The sequence below is a fragment of the Streptomyces sp. NPDC107581 genome (assembly GCF_055657175.1).
Window position 1 is genome coordinate 320,585 of the sequence record NZ_JBVKBH010000007.1, and the last position, 25,019, is coordinate 345,603.

General features: G+C 70.9%; 22 protein-coding genes, 1 tRNA gene and 1 pseudogene. 10 read left to right on the top strand and 14 right to left on the bottom strand.

Features of this window, described 5'->3' with window-relative positions; all coding sequences use genetic code 11:
* Positions 1–87 precede the first annotated feature (87 nt).
* A complete protein-coding gene (locus ACZ7P3_RS20375; RefSeq protein WP_472083512.1) occupies positions 88–396 on the top strand; it encodes a hypothetical protein in 309 nt (102 codons plus the stop codon).
* Positions 397–847: 451 nt separating this feature from the next.
* The gene (locus ACZ7P3_RS20380) at positions 848–2,128 is read left to right on the top strand and encodes a glycoside hydrolase family 3 N-terminal domain-containing protein (protein WP_472083514.1); all 1,281 of its coding nucleotides are present in this window, start codon (positions 848–850) and stop codon (positions 2,126–2,128) included.
* 163 nt (positions 2,129–2,291) lie between these two features.
* On the opposite strand, the gene ACZ7P3_RS20385 is transcribed toward ACZ7P3_RS20380, so the two are convergent.
* Positions 2,292–2,373, bottom strand: a tRNA-Tyr gene (locus tag ACZ7P3_RS20385).
* Between the two features lie 213 nt (positions 2,374–2,586).
* Here ACZ7P3_RS20385 and ACZ7P3_RS20390 point away from each other — a divergent pair.
* On the top strand, positions 2,587–3,075 hold the full coding sequence (locus tag ACZ7P3_RS20390) for a YajQ family cyclic di-GMP-binding protein (protein ID WP_472083516.1): 489 nt from the start codon (positions 2,587–2,589) through the stop codon (positions 3,073–3,075).
* 93 nt (positions 3,076–3,168) lie between these two features.
* Here ACZ7P3_RS20390 and ACZ7P3_RS20395 read toward each other — a convergent pair whose 3' ends face one another.
* On the bottom strand, positions 3,169–3,435 hold the full coding sequence (locus tag ACZ7P3_RS20395) for a GlsB/YeaQ/YmgE family stress response membrane protein (RefSeq protein WP_472083518.1): 267 nt from the start codon (positions 3,433–3,435) through the stop codon (positions 3,169–3,171).
* Between the two features lie 163 nt (positions 3,436–3,598).
* On the opposite strand from ACZ7P3_RS20395, the pseudogene ACZ7P3_RS20400 reads away from it, so the two are divergent.
* Positions 3,599–3,814 (top strand): annotated as a pseudogene (locus ACZ7P3_RS20400) (amino acid permease); the annotation flags it as partial.
* A 428-nt stretch (positions 3,815–4,242) separates the two neighbouring features.
* On the opposite strand, the gene ACZ7P3_RS20405 reads toward ACZ7P3_RS20400, so the two are convergent.
* On the bottom strand, positions 4,243–4,590 hold the full coding sequence (locus ACZ7P3_RS20405; protein ID WP_472083520.1) for a YccF domain-containing protein: 348 nt from the start codon (positions 4,588–4,590) through the stop codon (positions 4,243–4,245).
* A gap of 60 nt (positions 4,591–4,650) precedes the next feature.
* Here ACZ7P3_RS20405 and ACZ7P3_RS20410 point away from each other — a divergent pair, with 60 nt between their 5' ends.
* Positions 4,651–5,052, top strand: a complete 402-nt coding sequence (locus ACZ7P3_RS20410; RefSeq protein WP_472083522.1) for a YccF domain-containing protein — start codon at positions 4,651–4,653, stop codon at positions 5,050–5,052.
* Positions 5,053–6,313: 1,261 nt separating this feature from the next.
* Here ACZ7P3_RS20410 and htpX read toward each other — a convergent pair.
* From htpX to ACZ7P3_RS20465, 11 genes are all read right to left on the bottom strand, one after another.
* Positions 6,314–7,177, bottom strand: a complete 864-nt coding sequence (gene htpX, locus ACZ7P3_RS20415) for a zinc metalloprotease HtpX (RefSeq protein ID WP_472083524.1) — start codon at positions 7,175–7,177, stop codon at positions 6,314–6,316.
* Between the two features lie 157 nt (positions 7,178–7,334).
* Positions 7,335–8,858: an NADH-quinone oxidoreductase subunit N gene (locus tag ACZ7P3_RS20420; protein WP_472083526.1), complete on the bottom strand. Its 1,524-nt coding sequence runs from the start codon at positions 8,856–8,858 to the stop codon at positions 7,335–7,337.
* Positions 8,855–10,429: a complex I subunit 4 family protein gene (locus ACZ7P3_RS20425; RefSeq protein WP_472083528.1), complete on the bottom strand. Its 1,575-nt coding sequence runs from the start codon at positions 10,427–10,429 to the stop codon at positions 8,855–8,857. Before ACZ7P3_RS20425 ends, ACZ7P3_RS20420 begins: the two co-directional genes overlap by 4 nt.
* A 6-nt stretch (positions 10,430–10,435) precedes the next feature.
* Positions 10,436–12,457: an NADH-quinone oxidoreductase subunit 5 family protein gene (locus ACZ7P3_RS20430; protein WP_472083530.1), complete on the bottom strand. Its 2,022-nt coding sequence runs from the start codon at positions 12,455–12,457 to the stop codon at positions 10,436–10,438.
* The gene (gene nuoK, locus ACZ7P3_RS20435; protein ID WP_472083532.1) at positions 12,454–12,834 is read right to left on the bottom strand and encodes an NADH-quinone oxidoreductase subunit NuoK; all 381 of its coding nucleotides are present in this window, start codon (positions 12,832–12,834) and stop codon (positions 12,454–12,456) included. The genes ACZ7P3_RS20430 and nuoK overlap by 4 nt, the downstream gene beginning before the upstream one ends.
* Positions 12,834–13,460, bottom strand: a complete 627-nt coding sequence (locus ACZ7P3_RS20440; RefSeq protein WP_472083534.1) for an NADH-quinone oxidoreductase subunit J family protein — start codon at positions 13,458–13,460, stop codon at positions 12,834–12,836. Before ACZ7P3_RS20440 ends, nuoK begins: the two co-directional genes overlap by 1 nt.
* Complete coding sequence (locus ACZ7P3_RS20445; protein ID WP_472083536.1) at positions 13,457–14,008, bottom strand: NuoI/complex I 23 kDa subunit family protein; 552 nt, start codon at positions 14,006–14,008, stop codon at positions 13,457–13,459. Before ACZ7P3_RS20445 ends, ACZ7P3_RS20440 begins: the two co-directional genes overlap by 4 nt.
* Complete coding sequence (locus ACZ7P3_RS20450) at positions 14,008–14,976, bottom strand: complex I subunit 1/NuoH family protein (protein WP_472083538.1); 969 nt, start codon at positions 14,974–14,976, stop codon at positions 14,008–14,010. The genes ACZ7P3_RS20445 and ACZ7P3_RS20450 overlap by 1 nt, the downstream gene beginning before the upstream one ends.
* Positions 14,973–16,445 carry an NADH-quinone oxidoreductase subunit C gene (locus ACZ7P3_RS20455; protein WP_472083540.1) on the bottom strand — a complete coding sequence of 491 codons (1,473 nt, stop codon included), beginning with the start codon at positions 16,443–16,445 and terminating at the stop codon, positions 14,973–14,975. Before ACZ7P3_RS20455 ends, ACZ7P3_RS20450 begins: the two co-directional genes overlap by 4 nt.
* Positions 16,442–17,215 carry an NADH-quinone oxidoreductase subunit B gene (locus ACZ7P3_RS20460; protein WP_472083542.1) on the bottom strand — a complete coding sequence of 258 codons (774 nt, stop codon included), beginning with the start codon at positions 17,213–17,215 and terminating at the stop codon, positions 16,442–16,444. The genes ACZ7P3_RS20455 and ACZ7P3_RS20460 overlap by 4 nt, the downstream gene beginning before the upstream one ends.
* The gene (locus ACZ7P3_RS20465; RefSeq protein WP_361114917.1) at positions 17,206–17,622 is read right to left on the bottom strand and encodes an NADH-quinone oxidoreductase subunit A; all 417 of its coding nucleotides are present in this window, start codon (positions 17,620–17,622) and stop codon (positions 17,206–17,208) included. Before ACZ7P3_RS20465 ends, ACZ7P3_RS20460 begins: the two co-directional genes overlap by 10 nt.
* Before the next feature lie 220 nt (positions 17,623–17,842).
* On the opposite strand from ACZ7P3_RS20465, the gene ACZ7P3_RS20470 reads away from it, so the two are divergent.
* From ACZ7P3_RS20470 to ACZ7P3_RS20490, 5 genes are all read left to right on the top strand, one after another.
* Complete coding sequence (locus ACZ7P3_RS20470) at positions 17,843–19,030, top strand: sensor histidine kinase (protein ID WP_472083544.1); 1,188 nt, start codon at positions 17,843–17,845, stop codon at positions 19,028–19,030.
* A gap of 399 nt (positions 19,031–19,429) precedes the next feature.
* Complete coding sequence (locus ACZ7P3_RS20475) at positions 19,430–20,794, top strand: sensor histidine kinase (protein WP_472083546.1); 1,365 nt, start codon at positions 19,430–19,432, stop codon at positions 20,792–20,794.
* 153 nt (positions 20,795–20,947) lie between these two features.
* Positions 20,948–21,607, top strand: coding sequence for a LuxR C-terminal-related transcriptional regulator (locus tag ACZ7P3_RS20480; protein WP_472083881.1), 660 nt, complete (start codon positions 20,948–20,950; stop codon positions 21,605–21,607).
* 292 nt (positions 21,608–21,899) lie between these two features.
* On the top strand, positions 21,900–23,828 hold the full coding sequence (locus ACZ7P3_RS20485; RefSeq protein WP_472083548.1) for a 2-oxoacid:acceptor oxidoreductase subunit alpha: 1,929 nt from the start codon (positions 21,900–21,902) through the stop codon (positions 23,826–23,828).
* Positions 23,821–24,882 (top strand): 2-oxoacid:ferredoxin oxidoreductase subunit beta, encoded by a 1,062-nt coding sequence (locus tag ACZ7P3_RS20490; protein ID WP_472083550.1) that lies wholly within the window; start codon positions 23,821–23,823, stop codon positions 24,880–24,882. The genes ACZ7P3_RS20485 and ACZ7P3_RS20490 overlap by 8 nt, the downstream gene beginning before the upstream one ends.
* Positions 24,883–25,019: the final 137 nt, after the last annotated feature.

Genomic DNA, 25,019 nt, shown 5'->3' on the forward strand with positions numbered 1-25,019 from the left:
GCGCCCCACACCCCTGCCCCCGCTTCTCCAACGCCTTCGGCGCGAGCGTCGGCATCCGACCGGCCCGAGCACGTTCCCGGGGAATCCGTGACCAAGGCCCCGGCCCTGCCGGAGGGGGAGGTCGTCGCCCAGGCGGCAGACGCCAGCGGAAACCAGGAGATGGACCTGCGCGGCGGCCTGAAGAGCGGCCCGCTCTCCGTTCTCGTGAACTGCCGGGGCAAGGGAGAACTGACCGTCCTCGTGCAACCGGTCGGCCTGAAGTTCCCTCTCGCCTGCGTGGACACAGAGGTCCGCAGCACCTACAACCAACTGAACCTGAAGGGCGGCCGCGCTCACGGCACAGTCAGCGTGACCGCGCCGTCCAGCGTCCGATGGTCCCTCACCGCCGGACGGTAGGCACCAGGCCCCGGACGATGTCGCCTGTACCAGGCGGAAAGCACCGGAGTGATCAACCTCTCCTCCGGGGGAGACCTGGGGGACGCGCAACCTGGGGGACACGCACTTCCCCAGTGGGGCGGCGCCAGGATTCGAACCGGGGAAGGCGAAGCCGGCAGATTTACAGGCCGCGCCGGGGTTCTGCTCTGACCTGCCGTTTCCCGGCCCCGCGGCGTCGCCGCCCCGCACTCGCCCCACCGTGACCGGCGCTGCGCCCAGGGGGAAGCGTGATCGAAGTCCATTCCTGAGCGGCCACACTCACGTCCGCTGGACTTTCGTTCGACCCCGAGGCGCGAGATCCTGGCAGTCCGACGGTGGACCGGCGAACGAACGCCGGCTGGTGCGCGTCTCAGGCGCCGTAAAGCCCACCTCATGCTCATACGGCCCTCAGCCCCCCGAAGGAGGCCGTGCGATGAATTTCCCGTCGTACTGTGACCGCAGAAGAACGACAGCACCGCTGCCGCTCCCGGGCCGGGCCGGGAACGCACGAATTCTGGGCACCGCCGCCATGGCGGCGATGCTCCTGGCGGGCTGTGGCACGAGCACCCCCAAGGCGCCCCCGCACTCCAGTGGCCCCGGCGTGTCCCGCACCTCGTCCGCCGGGCCTTCCTCGCCCCACCCGTCCCTCGCCCCGGACCTCTCCACCGCCGCCAGCGCCGCCACCGCGTGCACCAACAGCACGAAGCTGGCCGGGTGGTCGACCCGCCGGCTGGCCATGCTGACCGTCGCTGTCCCGGTGTCGGAGACCTCGGTGTCCGACGTCACCTCCGAGGTGAGCGCCGGTGCGGGCGGTGTGCTGCTGTTCGGCAGCAAGGCGCCGTCGGACCTCGGCTCCAGGCTGAACACGCTGAAGACACATGTACCGGACCGTCTGGGCCTGTTGGTGATGACCGACGAGGAGGGCGGTGGCATCCAGCGCATGGCGAACCTCGTCGGGTCCCTGCCCTGGGCCGCCTACATGGGGACGCACTGGACCCCGGCACAGATCCAGCAGAACGTCACCGAGGTCGCGGCCAAGATGGCGGCCGCCCAGGTGAACATGGACCTCGCGCCGGTGGTCGACGTCGACGGCAGGAACGTGGCCCCCAGCAAGACCAACCCCGACGGATGGCGGTCCTTCAGCGGCAGCACCTCGGTGGTCTCCAAGGACGGTGTCGCGTACATGAACGGGTTGCGCGCCGGAGGTGTGATACCCGTCGTCAAGCACTTCCCGGGCCTCGGCGGTTCCAGCTACAACTCCGACTTCGGCCCCGCCCGCACGCTGCCCTGGTCCACCCTGCAAAAGGTGGCCATCCCACCGTTCACAGCGGCCATCAAGGCCGGCGCCCCGGCCATCATGGTCTCCAACAACGTCGTTCCGGGCCTGGGCACCAATCCGGCGAGCCTGTCCCCCACCGTCATCAGCTCCGAGCTGCGCGGCAAGCTGGGCTTCAAGGGGCTGGTGGTCACCGACTCACTCAGCGCCAAGGCGATCTCCGCCGCCGGCTTCAGCGTGCCCTCCGCCGCCGTCCAGGCCCTGCGCTCCGGCGCCGACATGGTCATGTTCGACCTGAAGGGCAACGTCAGCGCCCAAACCTCCTCGATCGCCACGGCGATCACCAATGCGGTGGCCGGCGGACACCTCACCCGCAGCCGCCTCATCGACGCGGCGGGTCACGTCCTGGCCGTCCGACACGTGAATCTCTGCTCCTGAGCAGGAAGAGGCTCGGCTCCGGCATGAACCCGGCGGAGGTGGCCCGCGCCGCCGGCCACGGCCTCGTCGTCCTCTTCTCCGATTTCACGAACGTTTGCGTCCGATCACGAAGAAGCCCCCTCTGATCTGTTTCACAACAGATCAGAGGGGGCTTTCCCCAGTGTGGCGGCGCCAGGATTCGAACCTGGGAAGGCTGAGCCGGCAGATTTACAGTCTGCTCCCTTTGGCCGCTCGGGCACACCGCCGGGGTTTGCTGCTGTCGAGCCCGCTTGCGGCGGCGCTCCCTGGCAACGACGTAAACAATACCCGATGCCGAGGGGTGCTTCGCCACCCGATTGATCTCCACCCCTCGGGTCGCGAGGTGGCTAGGCTGGGGCGGATGCGGCCCGGCGGCAAGCTGGGCTCGGCGGCCGCCGCCACGCACCCGATCCGCACCCCGATACAAGGAGCCACAGGACATGGCCGACTCCAGTTTCGACATCGTCTCGAAGGTCGAGCGGCAGGAGGTCGACAACGCCCTCAACCAGGCCGCCAAGGAGATCTCGCAGCGCTACGACTTCAAGGGCGTGGGTGCCTCGATCTCGTGGTCCGGTGACAAGATCCTCATGGAGGCGAACTCCGAGGACCGGGTCAACGCCGTCCTCGACGTCTTCCAGTCCAAGCTGATCAAGCGCGGCATCTCGCTGAAGGCGCTGGAAGCGGGCGAGCCCCAGCTCTCCGGCAAGGAGTACAAGATCTTCGCGTCGATCCAGGAGGGCATCTCCCAGGACAACGCGAAGAAGGTGGCGAAGATCATCCGCGACGAGGGCCCCAAGGGCGTGAAGGCCCAGGTCCAGGGTGAAGAACTGCGGGTCACCTCCAAGAGCCGCGACGACCTGCAGGCCGTGATCGCCCTCCTGAAGGGCAAGGACTTCGACTTCGCGCTGCAGTTCGTGAACTACCGCTAGGTCGTCGGCAGGACGTCGGTAGGAGCCGAGCAGGCAAGGGTGGGCACCCGGCGGTGCCCACCCTTCGGTCTTCGGTCGTCCGCGCGGGACTCGTCAGTTGCGCGAGTTGCCGAACAGCAGGCGGTAGACGACCAGCAGGGCGAGCGAGCCGCCGATGGCGGCGGCCCAGGTCGCACCGTCGTAGAAGTTCTTCGTGATCGGGTGGTCCAGCCAGCGTGCCGAGATCCAGCCGCCTATGAACGCGCCCGCGATGCCGATGAGGGTCGTGCCGATGAAGCCGCCCGGGTCACGGCCCGGCAGCAGGACCTTGGCGATGGCTCCGGCCAGGAGCCCCAGGGTGATCCAACCGATGATCGTCATGTCGTGAACCTGCCCTCCCGCGCTGTACCCGCGCTGTCCGGCCCTTGAGAATCCGGTGAGGATCGGCTGTACGTCGCGCGTGTGTTCGTGCTCTGTCGATGAAGAGGACGCCACGGGTCCACCACCCGGTTGCGGCGCTCAGCAAGGTCCGGCGCATGACCGCATCCGGCACCGCCCGCGCCGCACCCTGGGCGTACGGGACGCCGTGGTCGTCGGCCTCGGCTCGATGCTCGGCGCCGGCGTCTTCTCCGCTCCGGGCCCGGCCGCACGCGCCGCCGGGCCCAGGCTGCGGCTCGGGCTGGCCGTGGTGGCGTACTGCAACGCCATCTCATCGGCCCGCCTGGCCGCCCGCTGTCCGGCGTCGGGTGGGACGTACATGTCGCCGGGTACGCGCGGACACTGCGCCCGGCCCTGTCGGCACGGGTGGTGCCGGCGGTGGGACTGCTGGGCTGCGCGACGCTGGCGTTCGCGCTCCCGGCGGCCTCGGTCGCCGCGGGTGCGGGTGTCCTGGCCGTGGGGGGTGGCGGCCTACGGCGTACGACGGTGGTGGGCGGGACGCGGCCCGACCGGACCTACGCGCCCCTAAAGGCCCGCCCTGCGCGTCCTTTGGCGGGGCGGGCTGCGCGACACCGGTGGACCGACTCGCGCGTCCTGGCAGACCGGCCTACGCGTCCCCCGCGGACCGGCCTCCGTGTCGTCGACGGACCGACTCACGCGTCGCCGGCGGACCGGCCTACGCGTCGCCGACGGACCGACTCACGCGTCGCCGGCTGATCGGCCTACGCGCCCCTCGCTGCCGACGTCCCGTCAGCGGGTCGCGAACGGCTGGTCCGTGGGGACGATCTCGCGGCGCAGCGGCGGCAGGGAGACCGGGATCAGCTTGAAGTTGGCGATGCCGAACGGCATGCCGATGATCGTCAGGCACAGGACGATGCCGGTGGTGATGTGGGCGAGCGCCAGCCACCAGCCGGCCGGCACCAGCCACAGCACGTTTCCGACGCAGGAGGGCTCGCCCGCCTCCCGGCGCTCGACCGTGGTGTACCCGATGGGCCACAGGGCGCAGACGCCGATAAGGAAGGCCGCTGTTCCGAACGGGATCGTCACCGGACCTTCCTGATCACGCCACAACGACGCTCCGATTCCGCCTGAGCGCATGATCCGCTGATACTTGTGGCAGCAGGCATGCCGACGGAGCGGCCGGGAAAGGTACCGATCATGAAGGTGTTCAACCTGCTTCTCAACATCCTGTGGCTCGTCTTCTGCGGCCTCTGGATGGCGATCGGCTACCTGATCGCCGCGCTGATCTGCTTCGTCCTGATCATCACCATCCCGTTCGGCATCGCGTCGCTGCGCATCGCCGGCTTCGTCCTGTGGCCATTCGGCCGCACCACTGTGGAGCGGCCGGACGCCGGGGCGCCGTCGTGCGTCGGCAACGTGATCTGGGTGGTCCTCGCGGGATGGTGGCTGGCGCTGGCCCACCTGATCACGAGCATCCCCCTGTTCCTGTCGATCATCGGGATCCCCTTCGGCTGGGCGAACCTGAAGATGATCCCCATTTCGCTCATGCCGCTGGGGCGTGAGGTTGTCCCCACGGACGAGGCATTCGGCGGACGCTGACCTCGCTCCGGCTCCCTGCGATCAGCGGATCCGTCTGGTCGGCCGCAGCTCGTGGCCTGGCTGACGAGGGACGACGCCCCCCACGACGATGCCCCTCCAACAAGGGATGGAGGGGGCCTTTCAATGCCTCCATTTGCCCAATGTGGCGACGCCAAAAGCTGAAGCACACGAGGTCAGGGAGAACGTTGCGAGCTGGGATCCGGCTGCTGGAGGGCACTGGCGATAAATCGGGTGCCGGACGAGAGGGGATCGCACTACGGTGGGATCCGTTCAGGTGCGAAGGCTGCGGCTACTTCTCCTGTCAAGAGGGTGACGCGGGTTCGAATCCCGCCGCCGGCGTCTCGCCGGTGTCGTCTAGCGGCCCAGGACGCCATACGTCGCCGTCGCCGACTTCGATCTCTGAACGCCTGGCACGAGCCGCCCGCCACGGGGGATACCTGCGGGCGGCTTCGTCGTGTTCATCCCGCCACAGAAGACCGACAAGGATCTCGGGGCCGGGTGGCGAGGGGCCCGCGATGTCCTGCTTCGCGGCCCTTTCCTGAGGCCAGGGTTGCGAGCCCGGTGCACCACGCCCAAGCGCGACCGGGTCGTCAGCTGGCGCCCGCACCAGCGCCTGCGGGCCACCGCCCGCCGACAGGCCGAATCCGCTCCGCCTGCCTTGGGAGCCCAGGTCGATGTCCGGCCCCTGCGCACCACGGGTGAAGGACCCGATGACGACGCGGTTGCCGCGTACGTCGCCCAGTACGTAACCGGAGGCGCGGGGGGAACAGGCGTCGGCACCGACCACCCGCTCTCCGCCTGGACCGAGGTCGACAGGGCCCCGTCGGCGAACACGTCCGCACTCTCATGCGTGCTTGCCGGAGGCTTGGCGGCCTCCCGGAGTACGCCCCTCCCCGGCTCCGGGACTGGGCTCACGCCGTCGGCTGTCGGGGCCACATACTCACCGAGTCCGTGCCTGTTCGACGACCTGTGCGGCTCTCCGCGCCGTACGCGCCGGCCACATGGGCCGCCTTGAGATCCCGGATGCGATCACGGATCGCAAGGTCGCTGAGACGGCGAGGCGCACTGGCGGTCGGCGAGCGTTCCCCCGCTGACCGGTCGGGTGATCGGTCTCTGCCGGCAGGCATCAGCCGTGAAGCCGAACGGGACGGCGCCCGCTACTACCGGTGCTCGGTCAACGCGCCCAGGGACCTGAGCCAGTAGTCCTGCGGCTGCTCGTACATCAACGCGGACGCACTGGCAGGGCACGCCTGGATGATCTTCACCGGTGACGACCTGCCATCTCCTCGAGCCGGGCGATGCGTTCCGCCATGGGCGGGTGCGTGGAGAACATCCTGGACAATCCCTGACCCGGGCGGAAGGGGTTCGCGATCATCATGTGGCTCGCGGTCTCGATCCGGGGCTCGGGGGGCAGCGGGAGCTGCTTGGTGCCGGTCTCCAGCTTGCGCAGGGCACTGGCGAGGGCCAGCGGATCGCCGGTGAGCTGGGCGCCCGAGGCGTCGGCCTCGTACTCCCTGGAGCGGCTGATGGCCAGCTGGATGAGGCCGGCGGCGAGCGGGCCGAGGATCATGATCAGCAGCATGCCGAGCAGGCCGGGGCCTTCGTCGTCGTCCGAGCGGCCGATCGGGATCAGCCAGGCGAAGTTGACCAGAAACATGATCACCGAGGCGAGGGCGCCGGCCACCGAGGAGATCAGGATGTCGCGGTTGTAGACATGGCTCAGCTCGTGGCCGATGACACCGCGCAGCTCACGCTCGTCCAGCAGGCGCAGGATGCCGTCCGTGCAGCACACGGCGGCGTTGCGCGGGTTGCGGCCCGTGGCGAAGGCGTTGGGCGCCTCCGTCGGGGAGATGTACAGGCGGGGCATGGGCTGGCGGGCCTGCGTGGACAGCTCGCGGACCATTCGGTACAGCGCTGGGGCCTCGAACTCGCTCACCGGGCGGGCACGCATCGCTTTCAGCGCCAGCTTGTCGCTGTTCCAGTACGCGCAGGCGTTCGTTCCCAGCGCGATCACGAGCGCCACGATCAGTCCAACGCGGCCGAAGAAACTGCCGATGACGATGATGAGTGCGGACAGTCCCCCGAGGAGTACTGCGGTCCTCAGCCCGTTGTGCCGGCGGTGCACGGTACGCCCTCCAAGTCGTGCAGCAGGGGAACCCTTTGGTCCAGTGGACCCTCCCGCTCTGGTCAACGCCAGGCGGCCGCCGCAAGTTCCCTGGTGCAGGCGACCGCGGGCGTCGACCGTACGGGTGACGTGGGCTTACGGCCTTCCGGAGAGGTGCTCAGAACAGGCCGGTGGCCGCGAAGCGCAGGACCAGCTGGGGCGCGCCGGAGAGGGCCACGCCGAGGACTCCGGTGAGGGCGAGCGCCGCGGTCACGGGTGCCGGGACCCGGTGCCGCGCGGGTACACCCTCGGGGGCGCGGAACAGCAGGGCCGTCCACTGGAGGTAGTAGAAGAGGGCGATCACCACATTGACGGCCATCACCACGGCGAGCCAGCCCAGTCCCGCGTCGACGGCGGCCGAGAACACGGTGACCTTGGCGAACAGGCCGATCACGCCCGGCGGCAGGCCGGCGAGGCACAGCAGGAAGAAGGCCAGGAGCAGCGCCGCGGCCGGGTTGGACGCGTACAGGCCCCGGTAGTCGCTGATCCGGTTGAGGGACTTCGTACGGCCCACCAGGGCGGCCACCGCGAAGGCGCCGAGGTTCACGGCGGCGTACATGAGGGCGTACGCGACCGTGGAGCCGATGGCCTTCTGGGCGTCCTTGGCGTACCCGGCTGCGGCGATCGGTACGAGGAGGTAGCCGGCCTGGCCGACGGAGGACCAGGCGAGCAGCCGTACGGCGCTGTACGCGCGCGTGGCCTGCTGGCGCAGGGCGGCGGCGTTGCCGACGGTCATGGTGAGGGCGGCCAGGGCGGCGAGCGCGGGCCCCCAGACGTCGGCGTACGACGGGAGGGCCACGACGGTGACCAGGATCAGGCCGGAGAAGCCGACCGCCTTGCCGACGACCGAGAGGTAGGCGGCGACGGGCAGGGGCGCGCCCACGTAGGTGTCGGGCACCCAGAAGTGGAACGGTACGGCGGCCGTCTTGAAGGCGAAGCCGACGAGGGTCAGGACGACGCCGGTCTGGGCGAGGGTGTGGAGCTGCCCGTCGACGTGCTGGATGCGCTGGGCGACCTGGGTGAGGTAGAGGGTGCCGGTGCAGGCGTAGACGAAGCTGATGCCCATCAGGCTCACCGCGGTGGCGGTGACCGAGGACAGGAAGAACTTCAGGGCCGCCTCGGAGGACCTCTTGTCGCCGTGCCGGATGCCGACGAGGGCGAAGGCCGGCAGGGAGGCGACCTCCAGGGCGACGATCAGGGTGGCCAGGTCGCGGGAGGCGGGCAGCAGGGCGGCGCCGGCCGCGGAGGAGAGCAGCAGGAACCAGAACTCCCCCGCCGGGACGCGCCGCTGCTCGTCCTTGAGGTTCGTGACCGACAGCAGGGCCGCCAGCAGGGCGCCGCCGAGGACGAGGAACTGGATGACGAGGGTGAAGCGGTCGGCGGTGTAGCTGCACACGCGCGCGTGGCCGGCCAGGCAGAAGGTGCTGCGGTCGCCGTCCAGGAGGGGCAGCAGCATCAGCGTGGCTGCGGCGAGGCCGGCCACGGAGGCCCAGCCGAGAAGGGGCTTGCGCGCCTCGGGCACGAACAGGTCGGCGACGAGCACGGCGAGCGCGACCACCGCGGCGATGGTGGGCGGGGCGATGGCGAGCCAGTCGACGGACTGGACCGCCGACTGGGCCGCGGACTGGGCCAGGGCGCTCATCGGGTGCCTCCTGCGAGGAGCTGCTGGACGGCCGGGCCGGTCAGGCCGAGCAGGGCCCTCGGCCACAGTCCGGCGACGACGGTGAGGGCGACGAGCGGGGTCCAGGCTGCGAACTCGTAGCCGTGGACGTCCGCGAGTTTCGGCATGTCCTGCGGTGCGGGGCCCATGCACACCCGGCGGACCACGATCAGCATGTACGCGGCCGTCAGCAGGGTGCCGAACGCTCCGATCGCCATGAAGGTGAGGAACGCGGGCCGGCTGAGGTCGGCGGCGGGCTTGAACGCGCCGAACAGGGCCAGCATCTCGCCCCAGAACCCGGCCAGTCCGGGCAGGCCGAGCGAGGCGACGGCGCCGAAGGCGAGCAGCCCGCCGAGGCGCGGGGTCCTGCCGTAGAGCGCGGCCCCCGACTCTTCGGCGAGGGTGTCGAGGTCGGTGCTGCCGGTGCGGTCCTTCAGCGCGCCGACCAGGAAGAAGAGGAGGCCGGTGATGAGGCCGTGGGCGATGTTGGCGAAGAGGGCACCGTTCACGCCGGTCGGGGTCATGGTGGCGATGCCCAGCAGGACGAAGCCCATGTGGCCGACGGAGGAGTAGGCGATCAGACGCTTCAGGTCGCCCTTCGCGCCCTGTTTGGCGAGGGCCAGGCAGGCCAGTGATCCGTAGATGATGCCGACGACGGCGAACGCGGCGAGGTAGGGCGCGAAGGTGTGGAAGCCGTCCGGCGCCACCGGCAGCAGGATGCGGACGAAACCGTACGTACCCATCTTCAGCAGGACACCGGCCAGCAGGACCGAGCCGACGGTCGGGGCGGAGGTGTGGGCGTCGGGCAGCCAGCTGTGCAGCGGCCACATCGGCGTCTTGACCGCGAGCCCGACACCGATCGCCAAAACGGCGATGACCTGCACGGATGCGGTCAGTGACCGGCCGTTGTCAGTGGCGAGTGCCACCATGTCGAATGTGCCCGCCTTGATTCCGATCAGGAGCAGGCCGAGCAGCATGACGACGGAGCCGAGCAGCGTGAACAGGATGAACTTCCACGCGGCCCGGGTCCGGCCCTCGCCGCCCCAGCGGGCGATGAGGAAGTACATCGGGATGAGCACCGTCTCGAACGCGAGGAAGAAGAGCAGCAGGTCGAGGACGGCGAAGGTCGCGAGGGTGCCGGACTCGAGCAGGAGCAGCAGCGCGACGAACGCCTTCGGGGACGGGCCCGACGGCGGCTTGAAGTACGAGTAGAGCGCGCAGAGGAAGGTCAGCAGCGCGGTCAGGACCACAAGGGGGAGGGAGATGCCGTCGATGCCGAGGTGGATCCGCACGTCGAGTGCGGGGATCCAGCTGATGTCGGTCGTGGCCTGCATCTTCGACGGATGGTCGTGGTCGAAGCCGAGCGCCAGGACGATCGCGGCGATGAGAATCGCGCCGGTGACGGTCACGCCGTGCCGCAGCACGGCCTGCTCGGGGGACTTCCCCTTCAGTCCGGGCGGGGCGGGGAGGAGGGCGGCGACGGCGCCGAGGAGCGGGCCGACGACGATGAATGCCAGAAGAACCTGCATCACGGACTCGTTGATATCGATCACGCCTGCTCACGCTCCCGTGGCGACGAGGAGGACGGCGACCGCCAGGACGACGGTGCCGGCGAGCAGCGCGCTCACATAGGTCTGCACATTGCCGGTCTGCGCGCGCCGTACGGCGGCCCCGAGCAGGCGGGGCAGGGCGGCCGCGCCGCGTACGTAGGTGTCGACGACCTCGCGGTCGAGGAACCGGACGAGACTCGCTCCGGCCTGGACCGGGCGGACGAACAGCGCCGAGTAGACGGCGTCCAGGTGGAAGCCGACGGCCGCGTGCCGGTACAACGGGCCGAGCAGCAGCCGGCCGGGGTCGGGCGCGTGGGCCAGGTCGCGGTAGGCCGGCCCGTGCTCACCGAGGGTGTGGGCCTCGACCAGGCTCGCGTCGCCCTCCGGGTGCGCGGCGGCCTCGCCCTGGAGCCGCTCCCAGTCGAAGGAGGGCGCGGGTGCTGCCGGGGTGCGGGCGGCGAGCGCGCCGGTGCGCTGCCAGGCGCCGTACACGAGGAGTCCGCCGACCAGCGCGAGACCGGTGCCGAGGATGGAGGTGAGGAGGGTCGGGGTCAGGTCGCGGCCGTCGAACCAGCCGGGCAGCGAGCGGTAGGCCAGCCCGCCGAAGGCGAGGGACGGCACGGCGAGGACCCACAGCACCGCGGTCATGGCCAGCGGCTGGCGGCCGTGGTCGGGAGCCTCGGCGCCCCGGCCGCGGAAGGCCAGCAGCCACAGCCGGGCGGCGTAGGCGGCGGTGAGCAGGGCCGCGAGCAGACCGGCGACGAGGACGATCCAGCCCGCCGCGCCGGGGGCGTGGTCGGTGTGGCCGGTGGCCACGTGCTCGGCGGCGCCGAGGACCGACTCCTTGGAGAAGAAGCCGCTGAACGGCGGGATCGCGGCGAGCGCGAGCAGCGCCACGGTCATCGTCCAGTAGGCGTCCGGGATGCGGTCGCGCAGGTGGCTCATCCGGGACATGGCGGCCAGCGAGTTGGTTCCGGCGGCGTGGATGATCACGCCGGCCGCGAGGAACAGCAGCGCCTTGAAGGCGCCGTGCGCGAGGAGGTGGAAGACGGCGGCACCGCGGTCGCCGACGGCGAGGGCGCCGGTCATGTAGCCGAGCTGGCCGATCGTCGAGTAGGCGAGGACGCGCTTGATGTCGTCCTGGGCGAGCGCGGCGAGGCCGGAGCCGGTCATCGTGACGGCGGCCATGACGGCGAGGACCACCATCGCGGCCTGGGACGCCTCGAACACCGGGAGGAGACGGGCGACGAAGTAGACACCGGCGGCGACCATCGTCGCGGCGTGGATCAGAGCCGAGACGGGCGTCGGGCCCGCCATCGCGTCGGGGAGCCAGGTGTGCAGCGGGAACTGGGCCGACTTGCCCGCCACGCCGGCGAGCAGCAGCAGGGCGATCAGGGTCGGGTGATCGATGCCGCCGCTCGCCACGGTGCCGAGGACACGGGTGATCCGGAACGATCCGGCGTCCGTGCCCAGGGCGAAGAGGCCGATGAGGAACGGCACGTCACCGAGCTTGGTGACGAGGAAGGCCTTCAGGGAGGCGGCGCGGGCCTCCGGGGTCTCCCAGTAGTGGCCGACGAGGAAGTAGGAGCAGATGCCCATGACTTCCCAGCCGACCAGCAGCACGATCAGGTCGCCGGAGTAGACGACCACGAGCATCGCGGAGGTGAACAGGGAGACGAGGGCCGCGTAGGAGGGATAGCGCGGGTCGTCGCGCAGGTAGCCGGTCGAGTAGATCTGCACGCAGGTGGCGATGAGGGCGACCAGGACGGCGACGAGCGCGGCGAAGCCGTCGATGTCCAGGGCCAGCTCGATCGGCACCGAGCCGGTCGGGGTCAGCTCGGTGTGGGCCTCGATCGTCCGGCCGCCGCCCTGCCGTACGGCGATCAGTGCCGCCAGCACCAGCGCGGCCAAAGTGGGCAGGACGGCGAGCGGACGGACGAACCCGGGGGCGGTACGGCCCAGGAGCAGACCGGCCGCGGCGCCCAGGAACGGCAGGAGGGGGACGAGGACGGCGAGGGTGGTCGTGGTCACGCGGTGGCCTCAGCCTTCTCGGCCGCGGAGGTGTCGCTGTCGGGGCCTTCGCTGTCGGGGCCCTCGGCGGTGTCGCGGAGCTTGTCGATGTCGGAGGTGCCGCGGTTGCGGTAGACGGCGAGCACGATCGCGAGGCCGATGCCGATCTCGGCGGCGGCGATGGCGATGGTGAACAGGGTCAGCGCCTGGCCGGAGTGCAGGGTCTCCTCGGTGGCCCGGCTGAGCCAGACGTCGAAGGCGACCAGGTTGAGGTTGACGGCGTTGAGCATCAGCTCGACCGACATCAGGACCAGGATCGCGTTGCGACGGGCGAGGACGCCGTACAGGCCGGTGCAGAAGAGGAGGGCGGAGAGGACCGCGGGATAGGCGAGATGCATCAGCGGGCGCCTTCCTTCTCACCGGGGAGGACCACAGGGGTGTCCGCGCCGGCCGGTGTGCCGGACGCCGGTGTGCCGTAGTCCGCGTCCGCCTTCGCCCTGCGGGACAGGACGATCGCACCGACCAGGGCCGCGAGGAGGAGGACGGAGAGGGCCTCGAAAGGCAGGACCCAGTTCTGGAAGAGGCTCTCGCCGGTGACGCGGGTGGTGCCGGCAGCCGGGCCGTTCAGGTCGATCCAGGTCGTGCGGAAGGCGTCGACGACCACCCACACCAGGGCGCCGCCGGCGGCCACCGCGACGGCGAGGGCGATCCAGCGGTTGCCGGAGTCGGCGTCCGGGGAGCGGCCGATGGGGGCCTTGGTGAGCATCAGACCGAACAGGAGGAGGACGACGACGGAACCGACGTAGATGAGGACCTGCACCCAGGCGATGAACTCGGCGGTGAGCAGGAGGTACTCGACGGCGAGGCCGCCGAGGGTGACCACCAGCCACAGGGCGGCATGGATCAGCTGCCGGGTGGTGACGGTGACGACGGCGGCGCCGAAGGTGACCAGGCCGACGAGCAGGAAGGCGATCTCGACACCGGTCGGGGACAGGAAGCCGTGCTGTGCTGCGGCGAGGCTCACGACTCTCCCTCCTGCGGTTCGGCCTGTGCGGCGGCCAGCTTCTCGGCGGTCTTGCGGGCGGCGGCGATCTCCTTCGGCTCCTCCGCGCCGGCGTCCAGGGCGGGCGGGGCCGGGACGGTCCACATCCACTCGCGGAGCTTGTCGCGCTCGTGGGTCAGCTCGCGGATGTCGGTCTCGGCGTACTCGAACTCCGGGGACCAGAACAGCGCGTCGAAAGGACAGACCTCGATGCAGATACCGCAGTACATGCACAGGGAGAAGTCGATGGCGAACCGGTCGAGGACGTTGCGGCTGCGCTCGCGCCCGCCGGGGGCGGCCGGCGGGACCGTCTCCTTGTGGGAGTCGATGTAGATGCACCAGTCCGGGCACTCGCGGGCGCACAGCATGCAGACCGTGCAGTTCTCCTCGAACAGGCCGATCACACCGCGGGTACGGGGCGGCAGCTCGGGCTGGGCGTCCGGGTACTGCTCGGTGACCGTCTTCTTCGTCATCGTGCGGAGGGTGACGGCGAGGCCCTTGGCGAGGCCGGAGCCGGGAAGGGGGGCCATTAGGAGATCACCACCTTGACGATGCCGGTGAGGGCGATCTGGGCGAGGGAGAGGGGCACGAGGAGGGTCCAGGAGAGCTTCTGGAGCTGGTCCTCGCGCAGCCGGGGGTAGGTCACGCGGAGCCAGATGACGACGAAGGCGAGGATCGCGGTCTTCAGCAGGGTCCACAGCCAGCCCAGGCCGTCGGTGCCCCAGGGGCCGTGCCAGCCGCCCAGGAAGAGGACGGTGGTCAGACCGCACAGGACGACGATGCCGGCGTACTCGGCGAGCAGGAACAGGGCGAAGCGCAGGCCCGTGTACTCGGTGTACGCGCCGAAGATGATCTCCGAGTCGGCGACGGGCATGTCGAAGGGCGGGCGCTGCAGCTCGGCGAGGCCGGCCACGAAGAACACGACCGCGCCCACGATCTGCCAGGGCAGCCACCACCAGTGGAAGGCGTGCAGGATGCCCGGGAGGGAGACGGTTCCGGCCGCCATGGCGACGGAGGCCGCGGCGAGCAGCATCGGAAGTTCGTAGGCGAGCAGCTGGGCGGCCGTGCGCAGGCCGCCGAGCAGGGAGAACTTGTTGGCGCTGGCCCAGCCGGCCATCAGCGAGCCGAGGACGCCGACGCCCATCACCGCGAGCACGAAGAAGATGCCCGCGTCCAGGACCTGGCCGACCGCTCCCTCGCTCGGCCCGATCGGGATGGCGAGCAGGACGAGCAGATACGGCAGCAGGGCCACGGCGGGGGCCAGCTGGAAGACACGGCGGTCGGCTCCTGCCGGGACCACGTCCTCCTTCTGCGCGAACTTCACGCCGTCGGCGATGAGCTGGGCCCAGCCGTGGAAGCCTCCGGCGTACATCGGGCCGAGGCGGCCCTGCATGTGGGCCATCACCTTGTGTTCGGTCTGGCCGACGATCAGGGGGAAGGTGAGGAAGACGACGAACACGACCAGGAGTCGCAGGGCGACGTCCAGCGCGTCGTTCACTGCGGGCCTCCAGTGGGGTCGTCGGGGGTGCTGTGGTCTTCGGGGGCCTCGGGAGCTTCGGATGCCTCGACTTCGGGCGCCTTGGCAGCTTCGGGCGCCTTGGCGACTTCGGGCGCCTTGGCAGCTTCGGGCGCCTTGGCGACTTCGGGCGCCTTGGCAGCTTCGGGCGCCTCGGGGGCTCCGGGTGCCTCGGGGGCTTCGGATGCCTCGGGGGCTTCGGATGCCTTGGCGACTTCAGATGCCTCGGCAGCTTCAGATGCCTCGACTTCGGGCGCCTTGGCGGCGCCGGGCTGCGGTTCGGACGCCCGGTTCTCCTCCGGGGCCCCTTCCGACTCCGGTACCTGCTTCGGCGCCGGCTCCGATTCCGGTGTCTGCTTCGGCTTCGGTGCCTGCTGTGCTTCGGGCGACTCCTGCGCTTCGGGCGTCTGCCTCGGCTCCGGGGCCTGCTCCGGCGCCTGTTGCCCTTCCGGTGTCTGCTTCGGCTCCGGCTGTCCTTCCGGCGTCCGGTGCTCGTCGAATGCCGGGCGCGCATGGTGCCAGGGGGCGTCCGAGGTGTGCGGGGCCGTGCTCCGGCGGGCGGAGCCGTCCGGTTCCGGCGGCTCGGTGGGCGCCTGCGGTTCGGGGGTGCCGGTGCGTTGCGAGGCCGAGCCCTGCGAGGCGCTGCGCGCGCGGCGCGGACCGGTCGGCGCCGGACGGGGCTCGGGTGCCGCCGGGGCCTCGGCGGCGCCTTCCGCCGCCGCCTGGCTCGCCGAGCCCTCCGCCGCCGTACGTGACCGCCGTACCGGACGCTCGCCCGCGGCCGCGCGCGCCGGACGCTCCCCGGCCGCACGTGCGGGACGCTCTCCCGCCGCACCCGCCGCGCGTGCCGTGCCCCGGGCCGGGCGTGCCGGGGCCGGAGGCAGCTGGCCCTTCAGCGGGCCCCACTCGTTCGGGTCCGGGACGCCCGGCGGCAGCATCTGGCGGCGCTTGGGCCCGCCGTGCTCGGACTCGCCCGGCTCCTTGGCCCCCGGCCACGCCTTGGCCACACGGGCCGCGAGGACGAAGTCCTTGCGCAGGGGGTGACCCTCGAAGGTCTCCGGAAGGAGGAGGTGTTCCAGTCCCGGGTGGCCCTCGAAGACGACCCCGAACATCTCGTGGGTCTCGCGCTCGTGCCAGGCCGCTCCCGCGTAGATGCCGACGGCGGAGGGCAGCGTCGCCGCCTCGTGCGGGACCGTCGTCCGCAGCAGGAGCCGGCGGACCGGGGAGAGGGCGACGACGTGGGCGGACACGCGGAAGCCCGTGCCCGGTTCGTCGACCGCGCTCAGCCAGTCGAAGTAGGTGCAGGCCAGGGTCGTACGGGCCGTCTCCAGAGCGGTGAGCCAGGCGGACGGCGGGACGTCCACCGTCAGGACCTCGTACGACTCCTCGGCCGTGGCCTGCGCGCCGAAGAGTTCCTCGGCGGGGGCGGGCAGCCAGCCGGCCGTGCTCATCGCGCGTCCCCCTCGACGGAGCCCGAGCCCGAACCGGAACCCGAACCGGAACCCGAGCCCGAACCGGAACCCGAGTCGGAACCTGAGCCGGTGCCGGAGCCGAGGTCAGGAGCAGCAGCAGAACCCGCAGCAGAAGCAGAAGCAGGAGCAGGAGCAGTTGGAGAGGCAGAAGCAGAAGCAGGGGCCGGGGGCTTCACCAAGCCGCTCTGCAGGGCGGCCGCGGACGGCCTGGACGTCCCGTACCGCTCGCTCAGCGACTCGCGGGCGATCTTCTCCTGGAGTTTGAGGATGCCCTGCAGGAGCGCCTCGGGACGCGGCGGGCACCCGGGGACGTACACGTCGACCGGGATGATCTGGTCGACGCCCTTGGTGACGGAGTACGAGTCCCAGTACGGGCCGCCGCAGTTGGAGCAGGCGCCGAAGGAGATGACGTACTTCGGTTCCGGCATCTGCTCGTACAGGCGCTTGACGGCCGGTGCCATCTTGTCCGTCACCGTGCCGGAGACGACCATCAGGTCGGCCTGGCGGGGGCCCGGCGCGAAGGGGATCACGCCGAGGCGGATGAAGTCGTGGCGGGCCATCGACGCGGCGATGAACTCGATCGCGCAGCAGGCGAGACCGAAGTTGAACACCCACAGCGAGTAGCGGCGGCCCCAGTTCAGGACGACCTTCATCGGCTCGGGCGCAAGCCGGGCGAGCGCGCCCAGCCGCTTGGGCTCGGGAAGCAGCACGGGCTCGGAGACCGACGGAGTCGAGGCGTTCACGTCCATGCCAGGACTCCCTTCTTGTAGGCGTACAGCAGGCCCACGGCGAGGAACCCGAGGAAGATGAACATCTCCACCAGGGTCGTCGCGCCGTAGCCGGGGGCGGCGAAGACCGTCGCCCAGGGGAAGAGGAAGATCGAGTCGACCGCGAAGATCACGTAGAGGAAGGCGTAGACGTAGTAGCGGACCTGGGTGTGGGCCCAGCCCTCGCCGACGGGGTCGACACCGCACTCGTACGTCAGAAGCTTCTCGGGGGTGGGTACGACCGGGCGCAGCAGGCGGCCCGCGCCGAAGGCGACCGCGACGAAGAGCACGCCCACGACGGCGAGCAGTCCCACGACCGAGTAGGACCGGAAGTAGCCCGCCGCAACGTCCGCCGCGGCGACCGTCGAGTCCCCCAACGTCTCCCGCACCGTCCGCCTCGCTCCCTGACCTCGTGACCTTTGTGAACCCTGTGCCGCACCGTGATTCGAGGATCTGTACGCACGGGAGTCTAGGCCCTGATAAAGACACGGTAAGCGGCCCGTCACTGCGTGAGACACGTGGACCGTGCGAGGGGTGGGGTTTTCCCCAGGACACGGAGGCGGCGGACCGCATGGCGCAGGAGGTACCGGGCACGGCAGGCTGGCCCGTATGACCGTTCCCGCCTCCGCCGCCGACCGCACCGACGGCCCCGACCGCCTTCCTCCGGTCCGGTTCGCCTACGACCGGCACACCTGGAAGGAGATCGCGCATCTCCTGCTGAACCTGCCGGTGTCGGTGTTCGGCTTCGTCTACGCGTGCACGACGGTACTCACCGGCTCAGTCCTCACCCTCACGGTGATCGGGCTCCCGCTGCTGGCCGTCTCGCTGCTGGGTGCCCGGCGGCTCGGCAAGCTGGAGCGGAGCCGGTCCCGGGCGCTGCTCGGGGTGCACGTGGAGGAGCCGTCACCGCTGCCGATCTCCCGGGGCGGCGGGCCGGTGCAGCGGCTGCGGCTGGCGCTGAAGGACCCGGTGGGCTGGCGGACGCTGCTGTACGACTTCATCCGGCTGCCCTGGGGCATCCTCACCTTCTGCACCGTGCTGACCTCGCTGTTCGTGCTGTGGCCGGTACTTCCGTTCATCGCGCGGGGGCTGGCCAACGTGGACCGTGCGATGGTGCGCGGGCTGCTGTCGCCCTCCGACGAGCTGGAACGCCGTATCGCCGAACTGGAGTCGGACCGCGGGGTGGTGGTCGACACCGCGGCGGCCGACCTGCGGCGCATCGAGCGGGACCTGCACGACGGGGCGCAGGCCCGGCTGGTGAACCTGGCCATGGGGCTCGGTCTGGCCAAGGAGAAGCTGCTGGAGGGCCAGGTCGACGACAGCGTCGCGGCGATGGTGGACGAGGCGCACGGCGAGGTGAAGCTCGCGCTCCAGGAGCTGCGCGACCTGGCCCGGGGCATCCATCCGGCCGTGCTCACCGACCGCGGCCTGGACGCGGCCCTGTCCTCGGTCGCCTCCCGCTGCACGGTGCCGGTGAAGGTGACCGCGGACCTGCCGGCCCGGCCGGCGCAGGCCATCGAGGGCATCGCCTACTTCACCGTCTCCGAGCTGCTGCAGAACATCAGCAAGCACAGCGGGGCGCGTTCCGCATCCGTGGACGTGTGGCGGTCGGCGGACCGGCTGCTCATCCAGGTCCGGGACGACGGTCACGGCGGCGCCCGGCTGGAGGGCGGCAGCGGCATGCGGGGCCTGGCGGAGCGGCTGGGCGCCGTGGACGGCCTGTTCGTCGTCGACTCCCCGGCCGGCGGGCCCACGGTGGTCACCGCGGAGCTGCCCTGGCGGGACCGCAAGGACTGACGACTGACCGGCCGCCCACCACAGAGCGAGAGGCACCCGGCACGCCCCCCGAACGAACCACAGGAACCACCCGACACAGCACACCCACCACACCAACCACAGAAACCACCCGACACACCCACCGCACCCACCGCACCCACCGCACCCACCAACCACAGAAACCACCCGGCGCACCCACCGCGAAGGGCGTGAAGCGGCCGGGACCCTTCGGAAGGCGATGGACGGCCGGCGCCGGCGGCACCCCCGCGGGAGGCGAAAGGCAGCCGGCGCCCCCGGAGGGTGGGGAAAACCCCCCGCTCAAGACGCCGACGGCCTCCATGGCCCGGTGCGTCGCGGCGTACCAGGCTGGGATACACGGCAGCACCGCCGTGCAGGACGAGCAGAAACGGGACGACACCGATGGCCACGGAGTACGGACAGGGGTACGGGCGGGGACACGGGCATCCGGCCGGATCGGGCCACGCCGCCCCCGGCGGGGAACGGCGCCATCTGCTGCCCGCCCCGCTGCGGGCGCCCGTCGAGGCCCGCAGCTGGCGCGAGTTCGGGTACGTGCTGCTGGGCCTGCCGATCGCGGTGGTGCTGTTCTGCTGGTCGGTCACGATGGTGGCGCTGGGCGCCGGCCTGCTGGTGACTTTCCTCGGGATCCCGGTGCTGGCGGCGGCGCTCGCCGGCTGCCGGGGCTTCGGCGCCCTGGAGCGCACGCGGGCGCGCGCGCTGCTGCGCCTGGACGTGGCCGAGCCGGAACCACTGCGGCCCGGCAAGCCAGGGGTACTCGCCTGGGTGGGCGCGGTGCTCAAGAGCGGGAGCTCCTGGCGGGCTCTGCTGTACGCGCTGCTGCAGTTCCCCTGGGCGGTGTTCTCGTTCGTCGTGGCGCTGAGCTTCTGGACGTACGGGTGGGCGCTGCTGACGTACCCGCTGTGGTTCTGGGTGTTCCCGATGTACGGCGGCCAGGGCGGCCTGCAGCTGTACGGCGACGCGCACCACAGCGTCTATCTCGACAACCCGTTCGAGATCACCGTGACCGCGCTGGTCGGGCTGCTGTTCACGCTGGCCACGCCGTGGATCGTCCGGGCGCTGACGACGGTGGACGGGCTGCTGGTGCGCGGTCTGCTCGGCCCGTCGCGGCTGTCGGCGCGGGTCGTGGAGCTGGAGTCGGACCGGGGGGTCGTGGTGGACACGGCGGCCGCCGACCTGCGCCGCATCGAGCGGGATCTGCACGACGGGGCGCAGGCCCGGCTGGTGACCCTGGCCATGGACCTGGGTCTGGCGAAGGAGAAGCTGCGGGAGGACCCGAAGGCGGCGGCCCGGATGGTGGACGACGCCCACGGCGAGGTGAAGACGGCCCTGCAGGAGCTGCGCGACCTGGCCCGGGGCATCCATCCGGCCGTGCTCACCGACCGCGGTCTGGACGCGGCCCTGTCCTCGGTCGCCTCCCGCTGCACGGTGCCGGTGCAGGTGGAGGTCGACCTGCCGGCCCGGCCGGCGCCGGCCATCGAGGGCATCGCCTACTTCACCGTCTCCGAGCTGCTGCAGAACATCAGCAAGCACAGCGGGGCACGCTCCGCCGCGGTCGACGTGTGGCGCGCGGCGGACCGGCTGCTCATCCAGGTGATGGACGACGGGGTGGGCGGCGCGGACGCCTCCCGGGGCTCGGGCCTGGCGGGCCTGGCCGGCCGCCTGGGCGCGGTGGACGGAGTCCTCGTCGTGGACTCGCCGGCGGGCGGCCCCACCCGCGTGATCGCCGAACTGCCCTGGCGGGCCTGAGCGCCCACGCCCCCGTGTGCTTCACGACACCCCGGCCCTGTTTCCCTGCCCCCTGCGCGGAGCGGCCCGATTGCTGGAATGCTGGACTTCCGTACGAAAAAACCGTCGCCGGAAGGTCGGGCAGTGGGGGGCCGGGAGATCGTGGAGGACAGGGTGCGGGTGGTCATCGCCGAGGATTCGGTGCTGCTCAGAGAGGGCCTGACCCGGTTGCTGACCGACCGCGGGCACGATGTGGTGGCGGGCGTCGGGGACGCGGAGGCGCTGGTCAAGACCATTGCCGACCTGGATGCGCAGGGCGCGCTGCCCGACGTGGTGGTGGCGGACGTACGGATGCCGCCGACGCACACGGACGAGGGCGTGCGGGCGGCCGTACTGCTGCGCAAGACGCATCCGGGCCTCGGGGTGCTGGTGCTGTCGCAGTACGTGGAGGAGCGCTACGCCACCGAACTGCTGGCCGGTTCCAGCCGGGGCGTGGGCTATCTGCTCAAGGACCGGGTCGCCGAGGTACGCGAGTTCGTCGACGCGGTGGTGCGGGTGGCCGGGGGCGGCACGGCGCTGGACCCGGAGGTCGTCGCGCAGCTGCTCGGGCGCAGCCGCAAGCAGGACGTCCTGGCGGGCCTCACTCCGCGTGAGCGCGAGGTGCTGGGGCTGATGGCCGAGGGCAGGACGAATTCGGCCGTCGCCCGCCAGCTGGTGGTCAGTGACGGAGCCGTGGAGAAGCACGTCAGCAACATCTTCCTGAAGCTCGGCCTGTCCCAGAGCGACGGTGATCACCGGCGTGTTCTGGCCGTCCTGACCTATCTCAACTCGTGACGGCCTGACACTGTGTCAGCACCGTGTCAGTCCGTCCGGCTTCTGTGGAGGCCGGATGTCCGGGTGACAGGCCGGCTGCGGGAACCGAACGACGCGGGAAGCGCGGGAAGCGTCCCCCACGACGCTCCAGTGGTGCGGGAAACATGACAAATCAGCGCGACAGGCCGTCTCGAAACGCCGTCCATTCTGCGGATGGCCCCGGGAAGGCGACCCTAACCGACGTAGGGTTGATCCTGGGATGGTCCGTGGGACGACCATGCCCGGACAGCCGCCTCGAAGGAGGTCCAGTTCAGTGACCAGCCAGGTCAGCAGCCCAGCGGAGCAGGCCGACGGAACCGTCGTGGGAGAGCAGCGCAAACCGGGCGGAACCAAGGATGTCCGGCGTCTGGACCGGGTCATCATCCGGTTCGCGGGGGACTCGGGTGACGGCATGCAGCTCACCGGTGACCGCTTCACCTCGGAGACCGCGTCCTTCGGCAACGACCTCTCCACCCTGCCGAACTTCCCTGCCGAGATCCGCGCCCCCGCCGGCACCCTGCCCGGCGTCTCCTCGTTCCAGCTCCACTTCGCCGATCACGACATCCTCACCCCGGGCGACGCGCCGAACGTGCTGGTCGCGATGAACCCGGCCGCCCTGAAGGCCAACATCGGCGATCTGCCGCGCGGCGCCGAGATCATCGTCAACACGGACGAGTTCACCAAGCGTGCCCTGCAGAAGGTCGGCTACGCGGCCTCCCCGCTGGAGGACGGCTCGCTGGACGGCTACAGCCTGCACCCGGTGCCGCTGACCACCCTCACGGTGGAGGCGCTGAAGGAGTTCGCCCTCTCCCGCAAGGAGGCCGAGCGCAGCAAGAACATGTTCGCGCTGGGCCTGCTGAGCTGGATGTACCACCGGCCCACCGAGGGCACCGAGAAGTTCCTGCAGTCGAAGTTCGCGAAGAAGCCGGACATCGCGGCGGCCAACATCGCGGCCTTCCGCGCGGGCTGGAACTTCGGCGAGACGACCGAGGACTTCGCGGTCTCCTACGAGGTCGCCCCGGCCGCCAAGGCATTCCCGGTCGGCACCTACCGCAACATCTCCGGGAACCTGGCCCTCGCCTACGGCCTGGTCTCCGCCTCGCAGCAGGCGGATCTGCCGCTGTTCCTGGGTTCGTACCCGATCACACCGGCCTCCGACATCCTGCACGAGCTGAGCCGGCACAAGAACTTCGGTGTGCGTACCTTCCAGGCCGAGGACGAGATCGCCGGCATCGGCGCGGCGCTCGGGGCGGCCTTCGGCGGTTCGCTCGCGGTCACGACGACGAGCGGTCCCGGTGTCGCGCTCAAGAGCGAGACGATCGGGCTCGCGGTCTCCCTGGAGCTGCCCCTGCTGGTCGTGGACATCCAGCGCGGCGGCCCCTCGACCGGCCTGCCCACCAAGACCGAGCAGGCGGACCTGCTGCAGGCCATGTTCGGGCGCAACGGCGAGGCGCCGGTCCCGGTGATCGCCCCGAAGACGCCGGCCGACTGCTTCGACGCGGCCCTGGAGGCGGCCCGGATCGCGCTGACCTACCGCACCCCCGTCTTCCTGCTCTCCGACGGCTACCTGGCCAACGGCTCCGAGCCCTGGCGGATCCCGGACCTGGACGAGCTGCCGGACCTCAGGGTGCAGTTCGCCTCCGGCCCGAACCACACCCTGGAGGACGGCACCGAGGTCTTCTGGCCGTACAAGCGGGACCCGCAGACGCTGGCCCGCCCGTGGGCGGTCCCGGGCACGCCGGGCCTGGAGCACCGCATCGGCGGCATCGAGAAGCAGGACGGCACGGGCAACATCTCCTACGACCCGGCCAACCACGACTTCATGGTCCGCACCCGGCAGGCCAAGATCGACGGCATCGAGGTCCCGGACATCGAGGTCGACGACCCGCACGAGGCGAAGACGCTGGTCCTGGGCTGGGGCTCGACCTACGGGCCGATCACCGCGGCGGTACGACGGCTGCGCGCGGCCGGCGAGTCGATCGCACAGGCCCATCTGCGCCACCTCAACCCGTTCCCGCGCAACCTCGGCGCGGTGCTGGAGCGGTACGACAAGGTGGTGATCCCCGAGATGAACCTCGGGCAGCTGGCCACCCTGATCCGGGCGAGGTACCTGGTCGACGCCCACTCGTACAACCAGGTCAACGGCATGCCGTTCAAGGCGGAGCAGCTCGCCGCCGCGCTGAAGGAGGCCATCGATGACTGACGCCACGCACGGGCTGCTACAGCTCGTCCCCAAGGCCGAGGCCAAGCAGTCGATGAAGGACTTCAAGTCCGACCAGGAAGTGCGCTGGTGCCCCGGCTGCGGTGACTACGCGATCCTCGCCGCCGTCCAGGGGTTCATGCCGGAGCTGGGCCTGGCCAAGGAGAACATCGTCTTCGTCTCCGGCATCGGCTGCTCCTCCCGCTTCCCGTACTACATGAACACCTACGGGATGCACTCCATCCACGGCCGCGCCCCGGCGATCGCCACCGGCCTCGCCGCCTCGCGGCGGGACCTGAGCGTGTGGGTGGTCACCGGTGACGGCGACGCCCTGTCCATCGGCGGCAACCACCTGATCCACGCCCTGCGCCGCAACGTCAACCTCAAGATCCTGCTGTTCAACAACCGGATCTACGGCCTGACCAAGGGCCAGTACTCCCCCACCTCCGAAGTCGGCAAGATCACCAAGTCGACCCCGATGGGCTCCCTGGACGCGCCCTTCAACCCGGTGTCGCTGGCGATCGGCGCGGAGGCGTCCTTCGTCGCCCGGACGATCGACTCCGACCGCAAGCACCTGACCGAGGTACTGCGCGCGGCCGCCGGGCACCCGGGCACGGCCCTGATCGAGATCTACCAGAACTGCAACATCTTCAACGACGGCGCCTTCGACGCCCTGAAGGACAAGCAGCAGGCCGACGAGGCGCTGATCCGGCTGGAGCACGGGCAGCCGATCCGCTTCGGGGCCGACGGCACGCGCGGGGTCGTCCGGGACCGCCTGACCGGCGACCTGAAGGTGGTGACGGTGACCGCGGAGAACGAGGCGGACATCCTGGTGCACGACGCGCGGGCCGCGTCCCCCACCACCGCCTTCGCCCTCTCCCGGCTGGCCGACCCCGACACGCTGCACCACACCCCGATCGGCGTGTTCCGCTCCGTGGAACGGCCGGTCTACGACACCCAGATGGCCGAGCAGCTGGACACGGCCGTCGAACAGCGCGGCAAGGGCGACCTGGCCGCGCTGCTGGCCGGCGGCGACACCTGGACGGTCGTCGGCTGACACCACCGGGGACCAAGTGCGGTCGCCGGCCAGCGCCACCGGGGACCAAGGGCAGTCGCCGGCCGGCGCACCGGGGACCAGGGTCGGTCGTCGGCCGGCGCACCACCGGGATCAAGGGCGGTCGCCGTCGGCACCGC

Coding starts and splice junctions, on each gene's coding strand:
- ACZ7P3_RS20380 (WP_472083514.1), top strand. CDS start 848: ATGAATTTCCCGTCGTACTGTGACCGCAGAAGAACGACAGCACCGCTG.
- ACZ7P3_RS20390 (WP_472083516.1), top strand. CDS start 2,587: ATGGCCGACTCCAGTTTCGACATCGTCTCGAAGGTCGAGCGGCAGGAG.
- ACZ7P3_RS20395 (WP_472083518.1), bottom strand. CDS start 3,435: ATGACGATCATCGGTTGGATCACCCTGGGGCTCCTGGCCGGAGCCATC.
- ACZ7P3_RS20405 (WP_472083520.1), bottom strand. CDS start 4,590: ATGCGCTCAGGCGGAATCGGAGCGTCGTTGTGGCGTGATCAGGAAGGT.
- ACZ7P3_RS20410 (WP_472083522.1), top strand. CDS start 4,651: ATGAAGGTGTTCAACCTGCTTCTCAACATCCTGTGGCTCGTCTTCTGC.
- ACZ7P3_RS20420 (WP_472083526.1), bottom strand. CDS start 8,858: ATGAGCGCCCTGGCCCAGTCCGCGGCCCAGTCGGCGGTCCAGTCCGTC.
- nuoK (WP_472083532.1), bottom strand. CDS start 12,834: ATGCATCTCGCCTATCCCGCGGTCCTCTCCGCCCTCCTCTTCTGCACC.
- ACZ7P3_RS20445 (WP_472083536.1), bottom strand. CDS start 14,008: ATGGCCCCCCTTCCCGGCTCCGGCCTCGCCAAGGGCCTCGCCGTCACC.
- ACZ7P3_RS20455 (WP_472083540.1), bottom strand. CDS start 16,445: ATGAGCACGGCCGGCTGGCTGCCCGCCCCCGCCGAGGAACTCTTCGGC.
- ACZ7P3_RS20460 (WP_472083542.1), bottom strand. CDS start 17,215: ATGGACGTGAACGCCTCGACTCCGTCGGTCTCCGAGCCCGTGCTGCTT.
- ACZ7P3_RS20470 (WP_472083544.1), top strand. CDS start 17,843: ATGACCGTTCCCGCCTCCGCCGCCGACCGCACCGACGGCCCCGACCGC.
- ACZ7P3_RS20475 (WP_472083546.1), top strand. CDS start 19,430: ATGGCCACGGAGTACGGACAGGGGTACGGGCGGGGACACGGGCATCCG.
- ACZ7P3_RS20490 (WP_472083550.1), top strand. CDS start 23,821: ATGACTGACGCCACGCACGGGCTGCTACAGCTCGTCCCCAAGGCCGAG.